Origin of the sequence: Rhizobium quercicola, assembly GCF_021168455.1 — a bacterium.
Taxonomy (GTDB): domain Bacteria; phylum Pseudomonadota; class Alphaproteobacteria; order Rhizobiales; family Rhizobiaceae; genus Ferranicluibacter; species Ferranicluibacter quercicola.
Map to the genome: position 1 here is coordinate 22,877 of NZ_JAJOZR010000009.1, position 15,655 is coordinate 38,531.

Annotated in this window: 14 protein-coding genes; 7 read left to right on the forward strand and 7 right to left on the reverse strand. The window is 64.4% G+C overall.

Features of this window, described 5'->3' with window-relative positions; translation table 11 throughout:
• Nucleotides 1–100 precede the first annotated feature (100 nt).
• The 5 genes from LRX75_RS14675 to LRX75_RS14695 all read right to left on the reverse strand — a co-directional run bounded on the left by LRX75_RS14675 (nucleotide 101) and on the right by LRX75_RS14695 (nucleotide 6,385).
• Nucleotides 101–1,828: a M10 family metallopeptidase C-terminal domain-containing protein gene (locus LRX75_RS14675; RefSeq protein ID WP_231815522.1), complete on the reverse strand. Its 1,728-nt coding sequence runs from the start codon at nucleotides 1,826–1,828 to the stop codon at nucleotides 101–103.
• Between the two features lie 263 nt (nucleotides 1,829–2,091).
• A complete protein-coding gene (locus LRX75_RS14680; RefSeq protein WP_110728021.1) occupies nucleotides 2,092–2,862 on the reverse strand; it encodes an amino acid ABC transporter ATP-binding protein in 771 nt (256 codons plus the stop codon).
• 15 nt (nucleotides 2,863–2,877) lie between these two features.
• Nucleotides 2,878–4,032, reverse strand: a complete 1,155-nt coding sequence (locus LRX75_RS14685) for an amino acid ABC transporter permease (RefSeq protein WP_231815523.1) — start codon at nucleotides 4,030–4,032, stop codon at nucleotides 2,878–2,880.
• Nucleotide 4,033: 1 nt separating this feature from the next.
• Nucleotides 4,034–5,245: an amino acid ABC transporter permease gene (locus LRX75_RS14690; RefSeq protein WP_231815524.1), complete on the reverse strand. Its 1,212-nt coding sequence runs from the start codon at nucleotides 5,243–5,245 to the stop codon at nucleotides 4,034–4,036.
• Nucleotides 5,246–5,356: 111 nt separating this feature from the next.
• On the reverse strand, nucleotides 5,357–6,385 hold the full coding sequence (locus LRX75_RS14695) for an amino acid ABC transporter substrate-binding protein (RefSeq protein ID WP_113148540.1): 1,029 nt from the start codon (nucleotides 6,383–6,385) through the stop codon (nucleotides 5,357–5,359).
• Between the two features lie 405 nt (nucleotides 6,386–6,790).
• On the opposite strand from LRX75_RS14695, the gene LRX75_RS14700 reads away from it, so the two are divergent.
• Nucleotides 6,791–7,987, forward strand: a complete 1,197-nt coding sequence (locus LRX75_RS14700) for a cystathionine beta-lyase (RefSeq protein WP_231815525.1) — start codon at nucleotides 6,791–6,793, stop codon at nucleotides 7,985–7,987.
• Here LRX75_RS14700 and LRX75_RS14705 read toward each other — a convergent pair.
• Nucleotides 7,984–9,183, reverse strand: coding sequence for an FAD-dependent monooxygenase (locus LRX75_RS14705; RefSeq protein WP_231815686.1), 1,200 nt, complete (start codon nucleotides 9,181–9,183; stop codon nucleotides 7,984–7,986). The genes LRX75_RS14700 and LRX75_RS14705 overlap by 4 nt on opposite strands.
• A 60-nt stretch (nucleotides 9,184–9,243) precedes the next feature.
• Nucleotides 9,244–9,489, reverse strand: coding sequence for a zinc-finger domain-containing protein (locus LRX75_RS14710; RefSeq protein WP_062473826.1), 246 nt, complete (start codon nucleotides 9,487–9,489; stop codon nucleotides 9,244–9,246).
• Between the two features lie 237 nt (nucleotides 9,490–9,726).
• On the opposite strand from LRX75_RS14710, the gene LRX75_RS14715 reads away from it, so the two are divergent.
• The 6 genes from LRX75_RS14715 to clpA all read left to right on the forward strand — a co-directional run bounded on the left by LRX75_RS14715 (nucleotide 9,727) and on the right by clpA (nucleotide 15,545).
• Nucleotides 9,727–10,548, forward strand: a complete 822-nt coding sequence (locus LRX75_RS14715) for an alpha/beta fold hydrolase (protein ID WP_231815526.1) — start codon at nucleotides 9,727–9,729, stop codon at nucleotides 10,546–10,548.
• A gap of 86 nt (nucleotides 10,549–10,634) precedes the next feature.
• Nucleotides 10,635–11,474 carry a serine O-acetyltransferase gene (cysE, locus tag LRX75_RS14720; RefSeq protein WP_231815527.1) on the forward strand — a complete coding sequence of 280 codons (840 nt, stop codon included), beginning with the start codon at nucleotides 10,635–10,637 and terminating at the stop codon, nucleotides 11,472–11,474.
• Nucleotides 11,475–11,613: 139 nt separating this feature from the next.
• A complete protein-coding gene (locus LRX75_RS14725; RefSeq protein ID WP_062473820.1) occupies nucleotides 11,614–11,817 on the forward strand; it encodes a DUF3126 family protein in 204 nt (67 codons plus the stop codon).
• A gap of 184 nt (nucleotides 11,818–12,001) precedes the next feature.
• Entirely contained in the window at nucleotides 12,002–12,385 is a 384-nt protein-coding gene (locus LRX75_RS14730; protein WP_231815528.1) for a phasin family protein, read from the forward strand.
• Nucleotides 12,386–12,677: 292 nt separating this feature from the next.
• The gene (gene clpS, locus LRX75_RS14735) at nucleotides 12,678–13,028 is read left to right on the forward strand and encodes an ATP-dependent Clp protease adapter ClpS (RefSeq protein WP_231815529.1); all 351 of its coding nucleotides are present in this window, start codon (nucleotides 12,678–12,680) and stop codon (nucleotides 13,026–13,028) included.
• Between the two features lie 9 nt (nucleotides 13,029–13,037).
• Complete coding sequence (gene clpA, locus LRX75_RS14740) at nucleotides 13,038–15,545, forward strand: ATP-dependent Clp protease ATP-binding subunit ClpA (RefSeq protein WP_231815530.1); 2,508 nt, start codon at nucleotides 13,038–13,040, stop codon at nucleotides 15,543–15,545.
• The last annotated feature ends 110 nt before the right edge of the window (nucleotides 15,546–15,655 follow it).

Consider the following 15,655-nt stretch of genomic DNA (forward strand, 5'->3'; position numbering starts at 1 on the left):
CATCCGCCACGCATCAAAACTTCGAGCAGGGCACGTTCCCTCGCCCCGCAGGCGGGGAGAGGGTTAGGGTGAGGGGCGGTTCCGGGCGGGGCCGGGGGCGTCAGACGATGAAGTCGCTCGACTGGAAGGTCAGGCGGTGGTCGAAGGTGAGGGCGAGGTCGGGTTGGCCGTCGCCGTCGAGATCGCCGTAGACATAGGTGGTGGACTTGAGCATCGTCGTGCGCAGTTCGCCGCCCGTCTTCGTAAAGGTGCTCGCGCCGATGAACGAGAAATGCTGCACGCCATCGAGCAGCAGATTGGCGTCGATGCCCGAGAGATCGATGCGGTCGCCGCTGCTGGAGGAGAAGTCGGTGATCGTGTCGCGCAGCTTGGTGCCGGTCTGCGATTCCGTCCAGCTGGCATAGACGAAGGTATCGGCGCCGGCACCGCCGGTCAGGATGTCGCTGCCGGCGCCGCCGATCAGCGTATCGTTGCCGTTGCCGCCGCTCAGCCGGTCATTGCCCTTGTCGCCGTCCAGCCGGTTGGCAGCTGCGTCGCCCGTCAGCGTGTCGGCGAAGGCCGAGCCCGTGAGGTTCTCGATCGACTTGAACGTATCGCCCGCCGCGAAACCCTTGTTTGCCGAGGGCTTGAGAAGGCTTGCCGTGACGCCGGCGGTCGCATCGAGATAGGACGCCGTGTCGAGGCCGCTGCCGCCATCGAGCGCATCGGCGCCGGCGCCGCCGAGAAGGGTGTCGTTGCCGCTCAGACCGAACAGCGTGTCCTTGCCGGCATTGCCCGAGAGCAGATTGGCGACCTCGTTGCCGACGATGCGGTCGTTGCCGGCGCCCGCCTTGACGTTCTCGATCAGCGAGGCGGTGTTGCCGTCGTGCAGAAGCGCGTTGAAGATGTTGCCGCGCGCATGGCCGCCATTCGGACCGCCCCCGAGATCGGCGAGCTGCGCCCTGTCGAACACGGAAAAGCCGCCGGCGCGCAGATCGATCGAGAGGTTGGTCTTGTAGGCCGTGAGGTCGAACGTATCCCGGCCGCCGCCATCCCAGAGGGTGGCGAAAATGGTGTTGGCACCCGGTGCGATGGCGGTCTGGCCGTCGATGACGGTCACGCCGGACTTCGGCGTCCAGCGATAGGTGGTATCGCCGGACATGACGCTGTAGTCGGCGCCGTACATGGTCTGCAGGGCGGCGATATCGAGCGCCATGAAGGTCTGCGGCGCGTCGTTGGCGCCATAGCTGTAGCCGGCATCGACCGATGCGCCGATGAAGGCCTTGTAGGTCATCACCGTGAACTCGACGCTGTCCATGGCGCGGGGCAGGGCGGCGTTCACCTCCGCCTCGTGCCCGTGCTTCAGGCCGAGGGCGTGCCCGAGTTCGTGAATGAGCGTGTGCCAGGCATAATTGCCGGGCTTCGGCTTGAGATAGTCGAGATCCGTGCCGGCATAGCCATCGCCGAACCAGATATCGCCCGAGACGTCCTCCGCGCCGGGGTAGAAGGCGAAGGCCGTGGGGTTGGCGACGTCGGAGCCGGCGAAGCGCAGGGTCGCATCCGCCGTGTTGCCGCGCCGAAGGTCGAGAAGCGTGAAGCCTTCGAGCGAGAAGCCGTCGTCGACCGCGTTGCCGCTCGACTGCTCCATGGCGAACAAAGCGGCGCCGATCGGCTGGGTGGAGACGGGGAAGAAGCTGGCGGAGCCATCGTCATAGGCGTAATCGGATCGCGCCGTGGGAAAGGCATAGGTCAGGACCCCGCCGCTCCAGGCATTGTTCGACAGAATGCCGTCGATGTTCGGATTGCCCGTCGGCGCGATCGTCGTCGATGGCGTCTTGGTGCCCGTCATAGTCCCCCACCCTCTCCGGAAGAGCCCGCCGCTCTTCCCTTGGTAACCGAACGGTGTCTTACACGTTCAGGCTGTATGCCTAGAGCATGTGCCGATCAAGCTCAAGCGGGTCCCGGCGTGCAGACCAAAAAATGCTGCGCGCCGTCCGGCGATCCGGGGAATTCGTGCCGTTCCGGTTAACGGGCGTTGACCGGAACGGCTTGCGTCTGCTGCTGTCGCTGGATTCTCCGACGCGGAAGCGATGCCGCTTCGGCTGGAGATGCCTAGTGCAGGATCTGGCTGAGGAAGAGCTTCGTGCGCTCGTGCTGCGGGTTGTCGAAGAACTCGGCGGGCGCGTTCTGTTCGACGATCTGGCCCTGGTCCATGAAGATGACGCGGTTGGCGACCTGGCGGGCGAAGCCCATTTCATGGGTGACGCAGAGCATGGTCATGCCTTCCTCGGCCAGGCTCACCATGGTGTCGAGGACTTCCTTGACCATTTCCGGGTCGAGCGCGGAGGTCGGCTCGTCGAAGAGCAGGATCTTCGGCTTCATGCACAGCGCGCGGGCGATGGCGACGCGCTGCTGCTGGCCGCCGGAGAGCTGGCCCGGATATTTGTGCGCCTGTTCCGGGATCTTCACGCGCTGCAGATAATGCATCGCGATCTCCTCGGCCTGCTTCTTCGGCATCTTGCGGACCCAGATGGGCGCGAGCGTGCAGTTTTCGAGAATCGTCAGGTGCGGGAAGAGGTTGAAGTGCTGGAATACCATGCCGACCTCGCGGCGCACCTCGTCGATCTTCTTCAGATCGTTGGTGAGCTCGATGCCATCGACGATGATCGTGCCCTTCTGGTGTTCTTCCAGCCGGTTGATGCAGCGGATCATGGTCGACTTGCCGGAGCCCGAGGGGCCGGCAATGACGATGCGCTCGCCGCGCATGACCTTCAGGTTGATGTCGCGCAGCACGTGGAAATCCCCGTACCACTTGTTCATGCCGACGATCTCGATGGCGACGTCGGTGGACGAAACAGTCAATTTCTGGGCGGCTTCAGCCATGATCAGTCCCTCATGTTATCGTTTGTGGCCGGTATCGAGGCGACGCTCGACGAAGGCGGAATAGCGTGACATGCCGAAGCAGAAGATCCAGAAGACGAAACCGGCAAAGATGAGGCCCGTCAAGGGGGTGACCGGCGTGCTCCAGCCGCTGTCGCCGAAGCTGGCCTTTACGATGCCGAGCAGATCGTACATCGAGATGATGGTGACGAGCGAGGTATCCTTGAACAGGCCGATGAAGGTGTTGACGATGCCCGGAATGACCAGCTTGATCGCCTGCGGCAGGATGATGAAGGTCGTCTTGTGGAAGTAGTTGAGGCCGAGCGCGTCGGCTGCCTCGTACTGCCCCTTCGGGATGGCCTGCAGGCCGCCGCGGATGACTTCGGCCATGTAGGCGGCGGCGAAGATGGACACGCCGACCAGCGCCCGCAGGAACTTGTCGAAGTTGGTGCCCGGCGGCAGGAACATCGGCAGCAGCACGCTCGCCATGAAGAGGACCGTGATGAGCGGGACGCCGCGGATGAACTCGATGAAGACGACGCAGGCCGTCTTGATGATCGGCATTTCCGACCGGCGCCCGAGCGCCAGCACGATGCCGAGCGGCAGCGAGACGGCGATGCCGACGAAGGACAGGATGAGCGTGACCATCAGCCCGCCCCAGAGCGACGTCTCGACATAGGAGAGGCCGAAGCGGCCGCCGAGCAGCAGCACATAGGCGATGACCGGCATGACCACGAGAAGCAGGATCGTGTTCAGCCCCTTGCGCGGCACCTTCGGCATGAGGAAGGGGACGAGAATGGCGATGGCGATGGCCAGTACCAGCAGCGGCCGCCAGAGCTGATCGCGCGGGTAGGAGCCGAACATGAACTGGAGGAAGCGGTCGTTGACATAGGCCCAGCAGGCGCCGCTCCAGCCGTCCGGTTGGATGCCGCCCTGCGCCGCGGTGGTGCAGACCGAGCGATCGGCGCCGGTCCACACGGCCTGGATGAAGAGCCAGTTGAGCGCGCCGGGCAGATACCAGACGACGGCGAGGATGCCGATCAGCGAGAGGATGCTGTCGGTCGGCGTCGCGAACAGGTTCTTGCGCAGCCAGCCGACGACGGTCGAATCCGTCGAGGGCGGGGCTTCCTGCGCGATGAAGTCGTGGCGGACGAAGGCGATGTTCTGGGCCATATCAGCGCTCCACCAGGGCCATGCGGGCATTGAACCAGTTCATGAAGACGGACGTGATCAGGCTGATCGAGACGTAGATCAGCATCCAGATGGAGATGATCTCGATCGAGCGGCCGGACTGGTTGAGGATCGTGTTGCCGACCGCGACGAGATCGGCGAAGCCGACGGCGACGGCGAGCGACGAGTTCTTGATGAGGTTGAGATATTGCGAGGTCAGCGGCGGGATGATGATCCGCATGGCCTGCGGCAGCACGACGAGGCGTGTGGCAAGATTGGCGCGCAGGCCGAGGGCATAGGAGGCCTCCGTCTGGCCGGTCGCGACGCCGCGGATGCCGGCCCGCACGATCTCGGCGATGAAGGAGGCGGTGTAGAAGGAGAGCGCGAGGTAGAGCGACAGGAATTCCGGTCCGACGACCATGCCGCCGCTCATGTTGAACGAGCCGGGCACGGGATAATCGAGCGTCATCGGGCTGCCGAGCGCGAGGAAGACAAGCAGGGGAAATGCCACGATCAGCGCGAGATTGACGACGAGGACCGGCGGGCGCTTGCCGGTCTTCAGCTGGTGGGCATTGGCCCAGACGGTAAACGCGATGGCGGCGAGGATGCCGATCACGACGGCGGCGACGACATAGACGAAGCTTTCGCCGGCAACGGGCGCGGGGAAATAGATGCCGCGGTTGCTGACGAAGAAGAAGGCGCCGGGATTGTCCTTCACGTGCTGGAAGATGGTGCGCACGTTCGGCAGAAGCGCGAGAACGCCGAGATACCAGAAGAAGATGACCAGCAGCGGCGGGATGTTGCGGAACACCTCGACATAGATCGTGCAGAGCTTGGCGATCAGCCAGTTCTTCGACAGGCGGCCGATGCCGACCAGAAGGCCGACGATGGTGGCCGTGATGATGCCCCAGAAGGCGATGAGCAGCGTATTGAGCAGGCCGACGAGGAGGGCGCTGAAATAGGTGGAATCGGGCGAATAGGCGATCAGCTGCTGGCCGATATCGAAGCCCGCGCGGCTGTTGAGGAAGCCGAAGCCGCTGGACATGCCGGAGCGCGCGAGGTTGGCGACGACGTTCGTCGCGGCGTAATAGATGGCGCCGAAGACGACGACCACGGTCACGATCTGGAAAAGTATGCTTCGGAAAGCCGGATTATAGAGAAGCGACACCGTCGGTCGATGTGCGCCGCCCCCGGTGCGGACGTCGTTTGCAGCCATTCACTTGTCCCCTGTCGGCCACCCTTTTTGCCGGGTGTTCAAGACGTTCTGAGGAAGGGGCGGGCCCAAGCCGTCACGGGACGGGCCCGCCCCCTCGATATCAGCGGTCGATCAGCGGATCGGCGGTGCGTACTGCAGGCCGCCCTTGTTCCACAGCGCGTTCAGGCCACGCTCGATCTTGAGCGGCGAGCCCTGGCCGACATTGCGTTCGAAGAGTTCGCCGTAATTGCCGACGGCCTTGATGATCTGGACGGCCCAATCCTTGGGCAGGCCGAGGTCGGCGCCGAGCGTGCTGTTGGCTTCTTCACCGAGGAAACGCTTGATGTCGGGGTTCTCCGACTTCTTCATTTCTTCGACATTGGCCTGGGTGATGCCGAACTCTTCCGCCGTGATCATCGCGTAGTGCGTGAAGGACACGACGTCGAACCACTTCGAATCGTTCTGGCGAACGGCCGGGCCAAGCGGCTCCTTGGAGATGATTTCCGGGAGAACCACGTGATCGTCCGGGTTCGCCATCTTCAGGCGGATCGAATAGAGGCCCGACTGGTCGGTGGTGTAGACGTCGCAACGGCCGGCATTGTAGGCGGCGTCGGCTTCATCCTGCGCTTCGAACACGACGGGCTTGAATTCCATCTTGTTGGCGCGGAAGTAGTCGGCGAGGTTGAGTTCGGTCGTGGTGCCCGACTGGACGCAGACGGAGGCGCCGTTCAGCTCCAGAGCCGACTTCACGCCGAGTTCCTTCTTCACCATGAAGCCCTGGCCGTCATAATAGTTGACGGCGCGGAAGTCGAAGCCGAGCTGGCTGTCGCGGCTGGCGCTCCAGGTGGTGTTGCGGGCGAGCATGTCGATTTCGCCCGACTGCAGGGCCGGGAAGCGGTCCTTGGCGGACAGGGGCGTGAACTTGACCTTGGTCGCATCGCCGAAGACGGCGGCGGCAACGCCCTTGCACAGGTCGGCGTCGAGGCCGGTCCAGTTGCCGGAAGAGTCCTGGGCACCGAAGCCCGCGAGGTTGGAACCGTTCACGCCGCACTGCACGAAGCCCTTGGCCTTCACGTCATCGAGCGTGCCGGCGGAGGCTGCATGGGCACCGAAACCCAGCACAGCGGCGCCGATCACGATCGGGAGAAATCTTGTTGCCATTCTTAAGACCCTTTTTTAAGTTTTCTGTCGCCTTCATCCCGGAAGCCTCGACGGCCTGCCGGAAGAAACGCCCCCGCCACCCTCCTGGCGCGAGTGGGACTATCTCATTCGTAAATGTCGGACGGGTCAAGTCACGTTGCCGAAATTCTAGGCCGTTTCAACATTATCGGACAGTCTGCTCATTTTATTTGCTTATCCGGCTGGTGAGTGCAAAGTGCTGGACAAAAATGAGGCAGAAAGGCCCGCGGGCTTTCCGGAGGCCGACGATCCGGGCTTGACCTTTGCCGCTGTGCGGACCGACAAGAAGCGCGACAGGCCCTCGGCGGACGACGCGCTGTCGCGGGCAGGCGGCCGCGCGCGATGCGGCCTCACGGGCAGACACCTGGAAAGGACGGGGACGACGACATGAGCGACAAGAGGGATTTTCTGGCGACGGCGGGCGTGAACACGCGGCTGGCGCATACGGGCAACGTGCCGTCCGACTATCACGGCTTCGTCAACCCGCCGATCGTGCGGGCCTCCACAGTGCTGTTTGCCGATGCCCGCACGATGGAGACGCGGGCGCAGACATACACCTACGGCACGCGCGGCACGCCGACCACGGATGCGCTCTGCGCGGCAATCGACTCGCTGGAGGGATCGGCCGGTACGATCCTCGTGCCGAGCGGGCTTGCGGCCGTTACCGTGCCCTTTCTCGCCTTTCTCTCGTCGGGCGATCATGCGCTGATCGTCGACAGCGTCTACTTCCCGACGCGGAACTTCTGCAACACGATGCTGACGCGGATGGGCGTGACGGTCGAATATTACGATCCCGCCATCGGCGCCGGCATCGAGGCGCTGATCCGGCCGAACACGCGGCTGGTGCACACCGAAGCGCCGGGCTCCAACACGTTCGAAATGCAGGACATTTCGGCGATCTCGGGCGTGGCGCACAAGCATGGCTGCGTCGTGACCATGGACAATACCTGGGCGACGCCGCTCTATTTCAAGCCGCTCGACCATGGCGTCGATATCTCGATCCATGCGGCGACGAAGTATCCGAGCGGGCATTCCGACATTCTGATGGGGACGGTTTCGGCCAATGCCAAGCACTGGGAGCAGCTGCACGAGGCGACGATCACGCTCGGCATCTGCGGCTCGCCGGACGACAGCTACCAGATCCTGCGCGGCCTGCGGACCATGGGCGTGCGGCTGGAGCGGCATCAGGAGAGCGCGCTCAATCTCGCCCGCTGGCTGGAAGAGCACGAGGACGTGGCGCGGGTGCTGCATCCGGCCCTGCCGAGCTTCCCCGGCCATGAGGTCTGGAAGCGGGATTTCACCGGCGCGAGTGGGATCTTCTCCTTCGTGCTCAGAGTCTCCGAGCCGGCGCAGGTGAAGGCGCGGGCGCATGCGTTCCTCGATGCGCTCTCGATCTTCGGGCTCGGCTATTCCTGGGGCGGCTACGAGAGCCTCGCGCTCGTCGTCGGGCTTTCGGACCGCACGATCTGCAAGCAGCCAACCGAGGGGCCGGTGATCCGGCTGCAGATCGGGCTCGAGGACGTGCCGGACCTGCGGCGGGATCTGGAAGCCGGGTTTGCGGCAGCGGCCGCGGTCGGTGCCTAAGGCGTTTTTTCGCCGGGGAGGCGATGGCCGTAGAGCCAGTCGAAATCCCCGGCCAGTCGTTCCGGCGTGCGCAGCGACAGGACGAGGTTTCGGCCGAGACGGACGGGGCCGGAGGCGTGGTAGGCGAAGCGGTTGAAGGCGCCGCGGGCGCGCACGCGGGCGATGCGTGCCTTGCGGGTCGCAACGAAGGCGTCGAGCTGCGCGGCGATGTCGCCGGGTGTTCCGATCGCGTCCGCGAGCTCGAAGGCATCCTCGATGGCCATGGCCGCGCCCTGTGCGGCAAACGGCATCATGGCGTGGGCGGCATCGCCGATGAGGATGCGTGTGCCGTCGTGCCATGCCCCGTCCTCGACCTCGATCAGGGGCCAGAAACCGAGCGTTTCCGCCCGGGCGAGGGCCGAGCGGATGTCAGGATGCCAGCCGGCGAGCAGCTGCGCGATGGCCGCCCGGGCCGCCTCGTCGCTCCCCTCCGCCTGCGTCATCCCGCTGCCGATGGCCACGAGATTGAGGCCTCCGGGCTCGCCGAGGGAAGACTGGCCGATCGGATAGACCACGAGATGGGCGCGGCGGCCGAGATAGGCGGTGACGACGGCGGGATCGAAGGGCGACACCGCGGCCTGGGGAGGCAAGGTAAGCCGCCAGGCGATGTTGCCGGAAAGGCGGGCTTTTCCGTGGCCTGCAAGGGCGAGGCGGACCTTGGAGCCGACACCGTCGGCGCCGACGACGAGGCCCGGCACGCGGCCCGTGATGGCGGAGAGAGACGCGGGTGTCGCATCGCAGATCGCCGTATCTAGGTGCAGGCGGCAGAGCGGGTGGGCGCGCACGGCATCGGCCAGTGCGCCCTGCAGGGCGGAGCGCGCGATGACGGCATAGGGCGCGTGCCAGCGGTTGCGGGCGAAGGCGCCGGCCGGAACCTTTGCGATCGTCTGAAGGCTGCGGCCATCGACGAGGCGGATCTCCGATGGCTCCACCCAATGGGGCTGCAGCCTTGCGGTCAGGCCGAGGGCATCGAGAATGCGCGTCGCGTTGGGCGACAGCTGCAAGCCGGCGCCGACCTCGTCGAGATTGGCCGCCCGCTCGACGATATCGACCGCAAAGCCCTTGGCTGCGAGCGACAGGGCGGCGGTGAGGCCGGCAATGCCGGCCCCGACCACGACGATGGGAGGACGCGCGTCAGGCGAATGCCTTTCCGGCAGGTCCGGGATGATGCGGGAAGGGTCGGATCCGGGCGCCGGCTGCGTCACGGTGCGAGGCCGTCAGGCCGCCTTCGTCTGAAACAGGCAGCCGGTCGGGCGGGTTTCATCCATCTTCAGCGCGCCGTTGAAGCGGAAGAGGGTCGAGCAGTAGGAACAGACCTTCTCGTTGTCGTCGCCCATGTCGAGATAGATGTGCGGATGATCGTAGGGAACGGAGGCGCCGGTGCACATGAATTCCTTGACGCCGACCTCGATCACCGCGTGACCGCCATCGTTCTGGAAATGAGGAATACCGTGCCCGGCCATGTCGTTCTCCACTGTCTCGTCTGCTGTCGCGCCGCCGCAGGGGTGAAGGGTCGGGCGCTTTCGGCGCGGACATTAGGCCGGTTCGGCGCAAAAAGGTAGACGATTGCCGGCACCCGCCCGCGTTTTTTGCAGCGCACGGGGTTTTTCCGCAGGGCGGGGCGCTTTAAAGGGGACCGTACCAAACGGTTTCCGGTCCGATCGACCGGGCACCGTGTCAATCTTACGGGACCCGCCAAGATGGATCTGTCACCGCCGCCCTTTTCGAGCTTCCGCCATGAGGGGCTCGATATCGCCTTCTTCGACGCGGGAGATCCGGCCGGCGCGCCGGTGCTGCTGATTCACGGCTTCGCCTCGTCGGCAAGCGTCAACTGGGTGTTTCCTGGCTGGCTGAAGACGCTGGGCGAGGCCGGGTACCGGGTGATCGCGCTCGACAATCGCGGCCATGGGGCGAGCAGCAAGCCGACCGATCCCGCCTTCTACCGGCCGGAGGCCATGGCGGGCGACGCCGCCGCGCTCCTGACGCATCTGGGACTCGGCTCCGCCCATGTGATGGGCTATTCCATGGGCGCGCGCATATCGGCGTTCCTGGCGCTTGCCCATCCCGACCGGGTGCGCACGCTGGTGCTGGGCGGGCTGGGGATCGGCATGGTGACGGGGGTGGGCGACTGGGACCCGATCGCCGACGCGCTGCTCGCGCCATCGCTCGACGACGTTACCCACGAGCGCGGCCGGATGTTCCGCATGTTCGCCGACCAGACGAAGAGCGACAGGCCGGCGCTGGCCGCCTGTATCGCCACCTCCCGCACGCTCCTGAGCGCGGCGGAGATGGGCCGGATCGACGTGCCGACGCTGATCGGCGTGGGGACGAAGGACGACATCGCCGGCTCGGGCCAGGCGCTGGCGGATCTGATGCCGCAGGCCGTCGCCATCGACATTCTGAACCGCGACCACATGCTGGCCGTCGGCGACCGGGTGTTCAAGGCGGCGGTTCTGGCGTTTCTCGCCGAGCACGCGACGGGGCACGCGGCGGGGCACGCGGCGCGGAACCAAGAAGGCTGAGGCCCCCCATTTAAACTTGGGCGGAACTGCCCTATTGTCATGAAAACCCGATCCGCAGACGACGTGCGGCCGCGAAGGAGTGCGACATGGTCGCCAGGACCGACATGATCATGGACATGCGTGCGAACGAGACCGTCAAGACGATGGACCCGATCTGGGACAGCCTTCAGGACGAGGCGCTGCATGCGTCGGCGCACGAGCCGATGCTGTCGGCCTTTCTCTACGCCACGATCATCAACCAGCGTTCGCTGGAGGAGAGCGTCATCCACCGGATCGCGCAGCGCCTCGACCATGCCGATCTCGATGCGAGCCTCGTGCGTCAGGCGTTTCTGGAAATGGCCGAGGACTGGCCGGACTGGGCGGGCATCCTGCGCGTCGACATCCAGGCCGTTTACGACCGCGACCCCGCCTGCACCCGCTTCATGGAGGTGATCCTCTATTTCAAGGGCTTTCACGCGATCCAGACGCATCGGCTGGCCCACTGGCTGCTGATGCGCGGACGGCGCGATCTGGCGCTCTACCTGCAAAGCCGATCGTCATCCGTGTTCCAGACCGACATCAATCCCGGCGCGCGGATCGGCAAGGGGATCTTCCTCGACCATGCCACCGGGCTGGTGGTGGGCGAAACCGCCGTGATCGGCGACAATGTCTCGATCCTGCACGGGGTGACGCTGGGCGGCACCGGCAAGGAGGGCAGCGACCGGCATCCGAAGATCGGCAACGGCGTGCTGATCGGCGCGGGTGCCAAGATCCTCGGCAATATCCATGTCGGGCAATGCTCGCGTGTCGCGGCGGGGTCCGTCGTGCTGAAGCCGGTTCCGCCGAAGGTGACCGTCGCCGGCGTTCCCGCGCGGGTGGTGGGCGAGGCCGGCTGCTCGGAGCCGTCGCGTTCGATGGATCAGGTGCTGCAAAGCTTCGAAATCTGACGGTCGACGCGTTTTCACGGGAACCGGCACGGCCCGCGCAGCTTGTGTGGAACGATGCCCATCCCTGTCGATGCAGGGTTTACACCGCTTGCGGCTTCATGAGAGAAGCGCCGCTCCGAAAACTGCTAGGAGACATGACTTGAAGCCTGAAGACATCAAGAAACTCGAAGCCTACTTCAAGCGCATTTTCAACCCGCAGATCGTCGTCAAGGCGCGTCCGAAGAAGGACGAGTCGGCCGAGGTCTATCTCGGAGACGAGTTTCTCGGCGTGGTGTTTCGCGACGAGGAAGACGGCGAACTGTCGTTCAGCTTCTCCATGGCGATCCTCGATATCGATCTCTGAGGCTCTCGCTTCAAGCGTAAGATTTCATGACATTTTAGCCCGGCCGGTCCTTCCCGCCGGGCTTTTTGCCGTCCGCGCGCCACGGCCATCCGGATCACGAGATGGTGCGTTGCGGTGCAGAAACTTGACTTTATTGTGCACTGCACCTAAACTTCTGCCATCACAGACATCAGGAGGAATGCCCATGTTCAACTTCTCGGATGCCGGTTTCGCTGGCAAGAACGCCATGGAAACCATGACGAACAGCTATGCCGCCATGACCAAGGGTTTCCAGGCGATCGCCATGGAAGCGGCGGACTATTCCAAAAAGAGCTTCGAGGAGAGCGTGGCGCATCTGCAGAAGCTTTCCGGCGTGCGCAGCATCGAGGCGGCCGTGGAACTGCAGACCTCGTTCCTGAAGTCCACCTACGAGGGCTACGTGTCGGAAGCCACCAAGCTCGGCGGCATGTACACGGACCTCGCCAAGGACAGCTACAAGCCCTACGAGGCCCCGATGGCGCAGGCCGCCAACGCCATGCAGACGGCGACCAAGGCAGCTGCTTCGGCGGCGAAGTCCGCCGCCGCCTGACCGGCACCCCCACGGGGCTTCGGCCCGTTTAAGATGACGAAAGCCGGTTGCGGGATGCCGCGGCCGGCTTTTTTGTGTTCGCAGCCTCCCCATATGCGACCGGACCCCGCATTTTCGGCTCCGCGTTCCGGGTGACGACGACAAAAGCCATCAAACTTGAGCGCGTGGTTCGAATATCGTTGCAGTGGAACGGAACGGGCTTAAAATCGCCGGGAGACACACTATCTGATGTGTCATGGAATGGTCGCAATGGGCTCCCAAGCTTTGCGATCCGACGAGGGAATGAAGACGAATGATCGCTCTGCCGATCCGGATGGCCAAGACTGGCGAGGGGAATGGCGATTCCAATCGCGGCACCTCGGTCATGTCCAGGACGAAGACACAGACCAAGAAGCCGAGCCTGTACCGCGTGCTGCTTCTCAACGACGACTACACGCCGATGGAGTTCGTCATCCACGTCCTGGAGCGTTTCTTCCAGAAGGATCACGAGGCGGCGACGCTGATCATGCTGAGTGTCCACAATCACGGCGTCGGGGAATGCGGCGTCTTTACCTACGAAGTCGCCGAAACCAAAGTGACGCAGGTGATGGATTTCGCCCGCCAGCATCAGCACCCGCTGCAATGCGTCATGGAAAAGAAATGAGGATCCGACGTGCCAACATTTTCAACAAGCCTTGAAAAGGCGCTGCACCAGGCTCTCACGCTGGCCAACGAGCGCCACCACGAATATGCGACCCTCGAACACCTGCTGCTGGCGTTGATCGACGACGGCGATGCGGCGGCCGTGATGGGCGCCTGCAACGTCAATCTCGATGCCCTGCGCAAGACGGTGTCCGACTATGTCGACAACGAACTCGGCAACCTGATCACGGGCTATGACGAGGACTCCAAGCCGACCGCCGGCTTCCAGCGCGTCATCCAGCGCGCCGTGATCCATGTGCAGTCGTCCGGCCGCGAGGAAGTGACGGGCGCCAACGTGCTCGTCGCCATCTTCGCCGAGCGCGAGAGCCATGCGGCCTATTTCCTGCAGGAGCAGGAAATGACGCGCTACGACGCTGTCAACTTCATCAGCCACGGCATCGGCAAGCGGCCGGGGGCTTCGGAAACGCGCACGCCGCGCGGCGCCGAGGACACGGACGAAGCGCCGAAGGCATCGCGCGATCAGGACGAGGGCGGCCAGAAGAAGCCGCAGGACGCGCTGACCGCCTATTGCGTCAATCTCAACGAGAAGGCCAAGGTCGGTAAGATCGACCCGCTGATCGGCCGCCACACCGAGGTCAACCGCACGATCCAGGTCCTGTGCCGCCGCTCCAAGAACAACCCGCTCTATGTGGGCGATCCGGGTGTCGGCAAGACGGCGATCGCCGAGGGACTGGCCAAGCGCATCGTCGAGAAAAAGGTGCCGGAAGCGTTGCAGGACGCGACGATCTTCTCGCTCGACATGGGCACGCTGCTCGCCGGCACGCGCTATCGCGGTGACTTCGAGGAACGGCTGAAGCAGGTCGTCAAGGAACTCGAGGAGTATCCGGGCGCCGTCCTGTTCATCGACGAGATCCACACCGTCATCGGTGCGGGCGCGACCTCGGGTGGTGCCATGGATGCGTCGAACCTCCTGAAGCCGGCGCTGTCGTCCGGGGCGATCCGCTGCATCGGCTCGACCACCTACAAGGAATATCGCCAGTTCTTCGAGAAGGACCGGGCGCTGGTGCGCCGCTTCCAGAAGATCGACGTGGTCGAACCGACCATCGACGACACGATCGAGATCATGAAGGGCCTGAAGCCTTATTTCGAGGACTATCACAAGCTGAAATACTCGAACGAGGCGATCAAGTCGGCCGTCGAGCTATCGGCCCGCTACATCAACGACCGCAAGCTGCCGGACAAGGCGATCGACGTGATCGACGAGACCGGTGCGGCCCAGATGCTGCTGCCGCTGAACAAGCGCCGCAAGCTGATCACCGAGAAGGAGATCGAGGCGACCATCGCGACGATGGCCCGCATTCCGCCCAAGACCGTTTCGAAGGACGACGAGACCGTTCTCGCCAATCTCGAAAAGGAACTGCGCTCGGTCGTCTACGGGCAGGATCTCGCCATCGAGGCGCTGTCCTCGGCCATCAAGCTGGCGCGGGCGGGCCTGCGCGAGCCGAACAAGCCGATCGGCTCCTATGTCTTCTCCGGCCCGACGGGCGTGGGCAAGACCGAGGTGGCCAAGCAGCTGGCCGCGTCGCTGGGCGTCGAACTGCTGCGGTTCGACATGTCGGAATATATGGAACGCCACACGGTCTCGCGGCTGCTCGGCGCACCTCCCGGCTATGTCGGTTTCGACCAGGGCGGCCTGCTGACCGATGGCATCGACCAGCATCCGCATTCCGTGCTGCTGCTCGACGAAATCGAGAAGGCGCATCCGGACCTGTTCAACATCCTGCTGCAGGTCATGGATCATGGCCAGCTGACGGACCATAACGGCAAGAAGATCGACTTCCGCAACGTCATCCTGATCATGACGACCAATGCGGGCGCATCCGACATGGCCAAGGCCGCCTTCGGCTTCGGCTCGTCCAAGCGCGAGGGCGAGGATGTGGAGGCGCTGAACCGCCTGTTCACGCCCGAGTTCCGCAACCGTCTGGATGCGGTGATCCCGTTCGGCTCGCTGCCGACGCCGGTCATCCATCAGGTCGTGCAGAAGTTCGTGATGCAGCTGGAAACCCAGCTGTCGGAGCGCAACGTCACGTTCGACCTGCACGAGGACGCGATCGCCTGGCTGTCCGACAAGGGTTACGACGAGAAGATGGGCGCCCGCCCGCTCTCGCGCGTCATCCAGGAGCACATCAAGAAGCCGCTCGCCGAGGAGATCCTGTTCGGCAAGCTCAAGAAGGGCGGCGTCGTGAAGGTGACGGTCGGTCTGAAGCCGGACGGCAAGAAGGGGCTCATCCTCGAGACGATCTCGGAGACGGCCCGCATCAAGCCGAAGGCCGAGGTGGAGCAGAAGCCCCGCAAGCCGGCCAAGGCCGCCAAGGCTGCCGAGATGGAAACCGTAGGTGCCGACACCGGACCGAAGCCGAAGAAGGCGAAGTCCGACGACACGACGGCCGCTACGGATGCCGGAACCGACGCCGCGCCCCGCAAGGGCCGGACTGTTCCGAAGGTGCCTCGGAAGTAAACGCTGCTGATAGAGAACGAGAGATGCCGGGCCCTGTGCCCGGCATTTTTGTTTTCGGGAGAGGTGTCGCGCGCAGGGTGAATTGTCGTTCCTCGGGACACCCGGTCTGT

Bases quoted from the DNA above. Each gene is read 5' to 3' on its own strand.
- LRX75_RS14685 (WP_231815523.1), bottom strand. From the start codon at position 4,032: ATGGCCCAGAACATCGCCTTCGTCCGCCACGACTTCATCGCGCAGGAA.
- LRX75_RS14675 (WP_231815522.1), bottom strand. From the start codon at position 1,828: ATGACGGGCACCAAGACGCCATCGACGACGATCGCGCCGACGGGCAAT.
- LRX75_RS14710 (WP_062473826.1), bottom strand. From the start codon at position 9,489: ATGGCCGGGCACGGTATTCCTCATTTCCAGAACGATGGCGGTCACGCG.
- LRX75_RS14680 (WP_110728021.1), bottom strand. From the start codon at position 2,862: ATGGCTGAAGCCGCCCAGAAATTGACTGTTTCGTCCACCGACGTCGCC.
- LRX75_RS14690 (WP_231815524.1), bottom strand. From the start codon at position 5,245: ATGGCTGCAAACGACGTCCGCACCGGGGGCGGCGCACATCGACCGACG.
- cysE (WP_231815527.1), top strand. From the start codon at position 10,635: ATGGTCGCCAGGACCGACATGATCATGGACATGCGTGCGAACGAGACC.
- LRX75_RS14695 (WP_113148540.1), bottom strand. From the start codon at position 6,385: ATGGCAACAAGATTTCTCCCGATCGTGATCGGCGCCGCTGTGCTGGGT.
- LRX75_RS14715 (WP_231815526.1), top strand. From the start codon at position 9,727: ATGGATCTGTCACCGCCGCCCTTTTCGAGCTTCCGCCATGAGGGGCTC.
- clpS (WP_231815529.1), top strand. From the start codon at position 12,678: ATGATCGCTCTGCCGATCCGGATGGCCAAGACTGGCGAGGGGAATGGC.
- LRX75_RS14730 (WP_231815528.1), top strand. From the start codon at position 12,002: ATGTTCAACTTCTCGGATGCCGGTTTCGCTGGCAAGAACGCCATGGAA.
- LRX75_RS14700 (WP_231815525.1), top strand. From the start codon at position 6,791: ATGAGCGACAAGAGGGATTTTCTGGCGACGGCGGGCGTGAACACGCGG.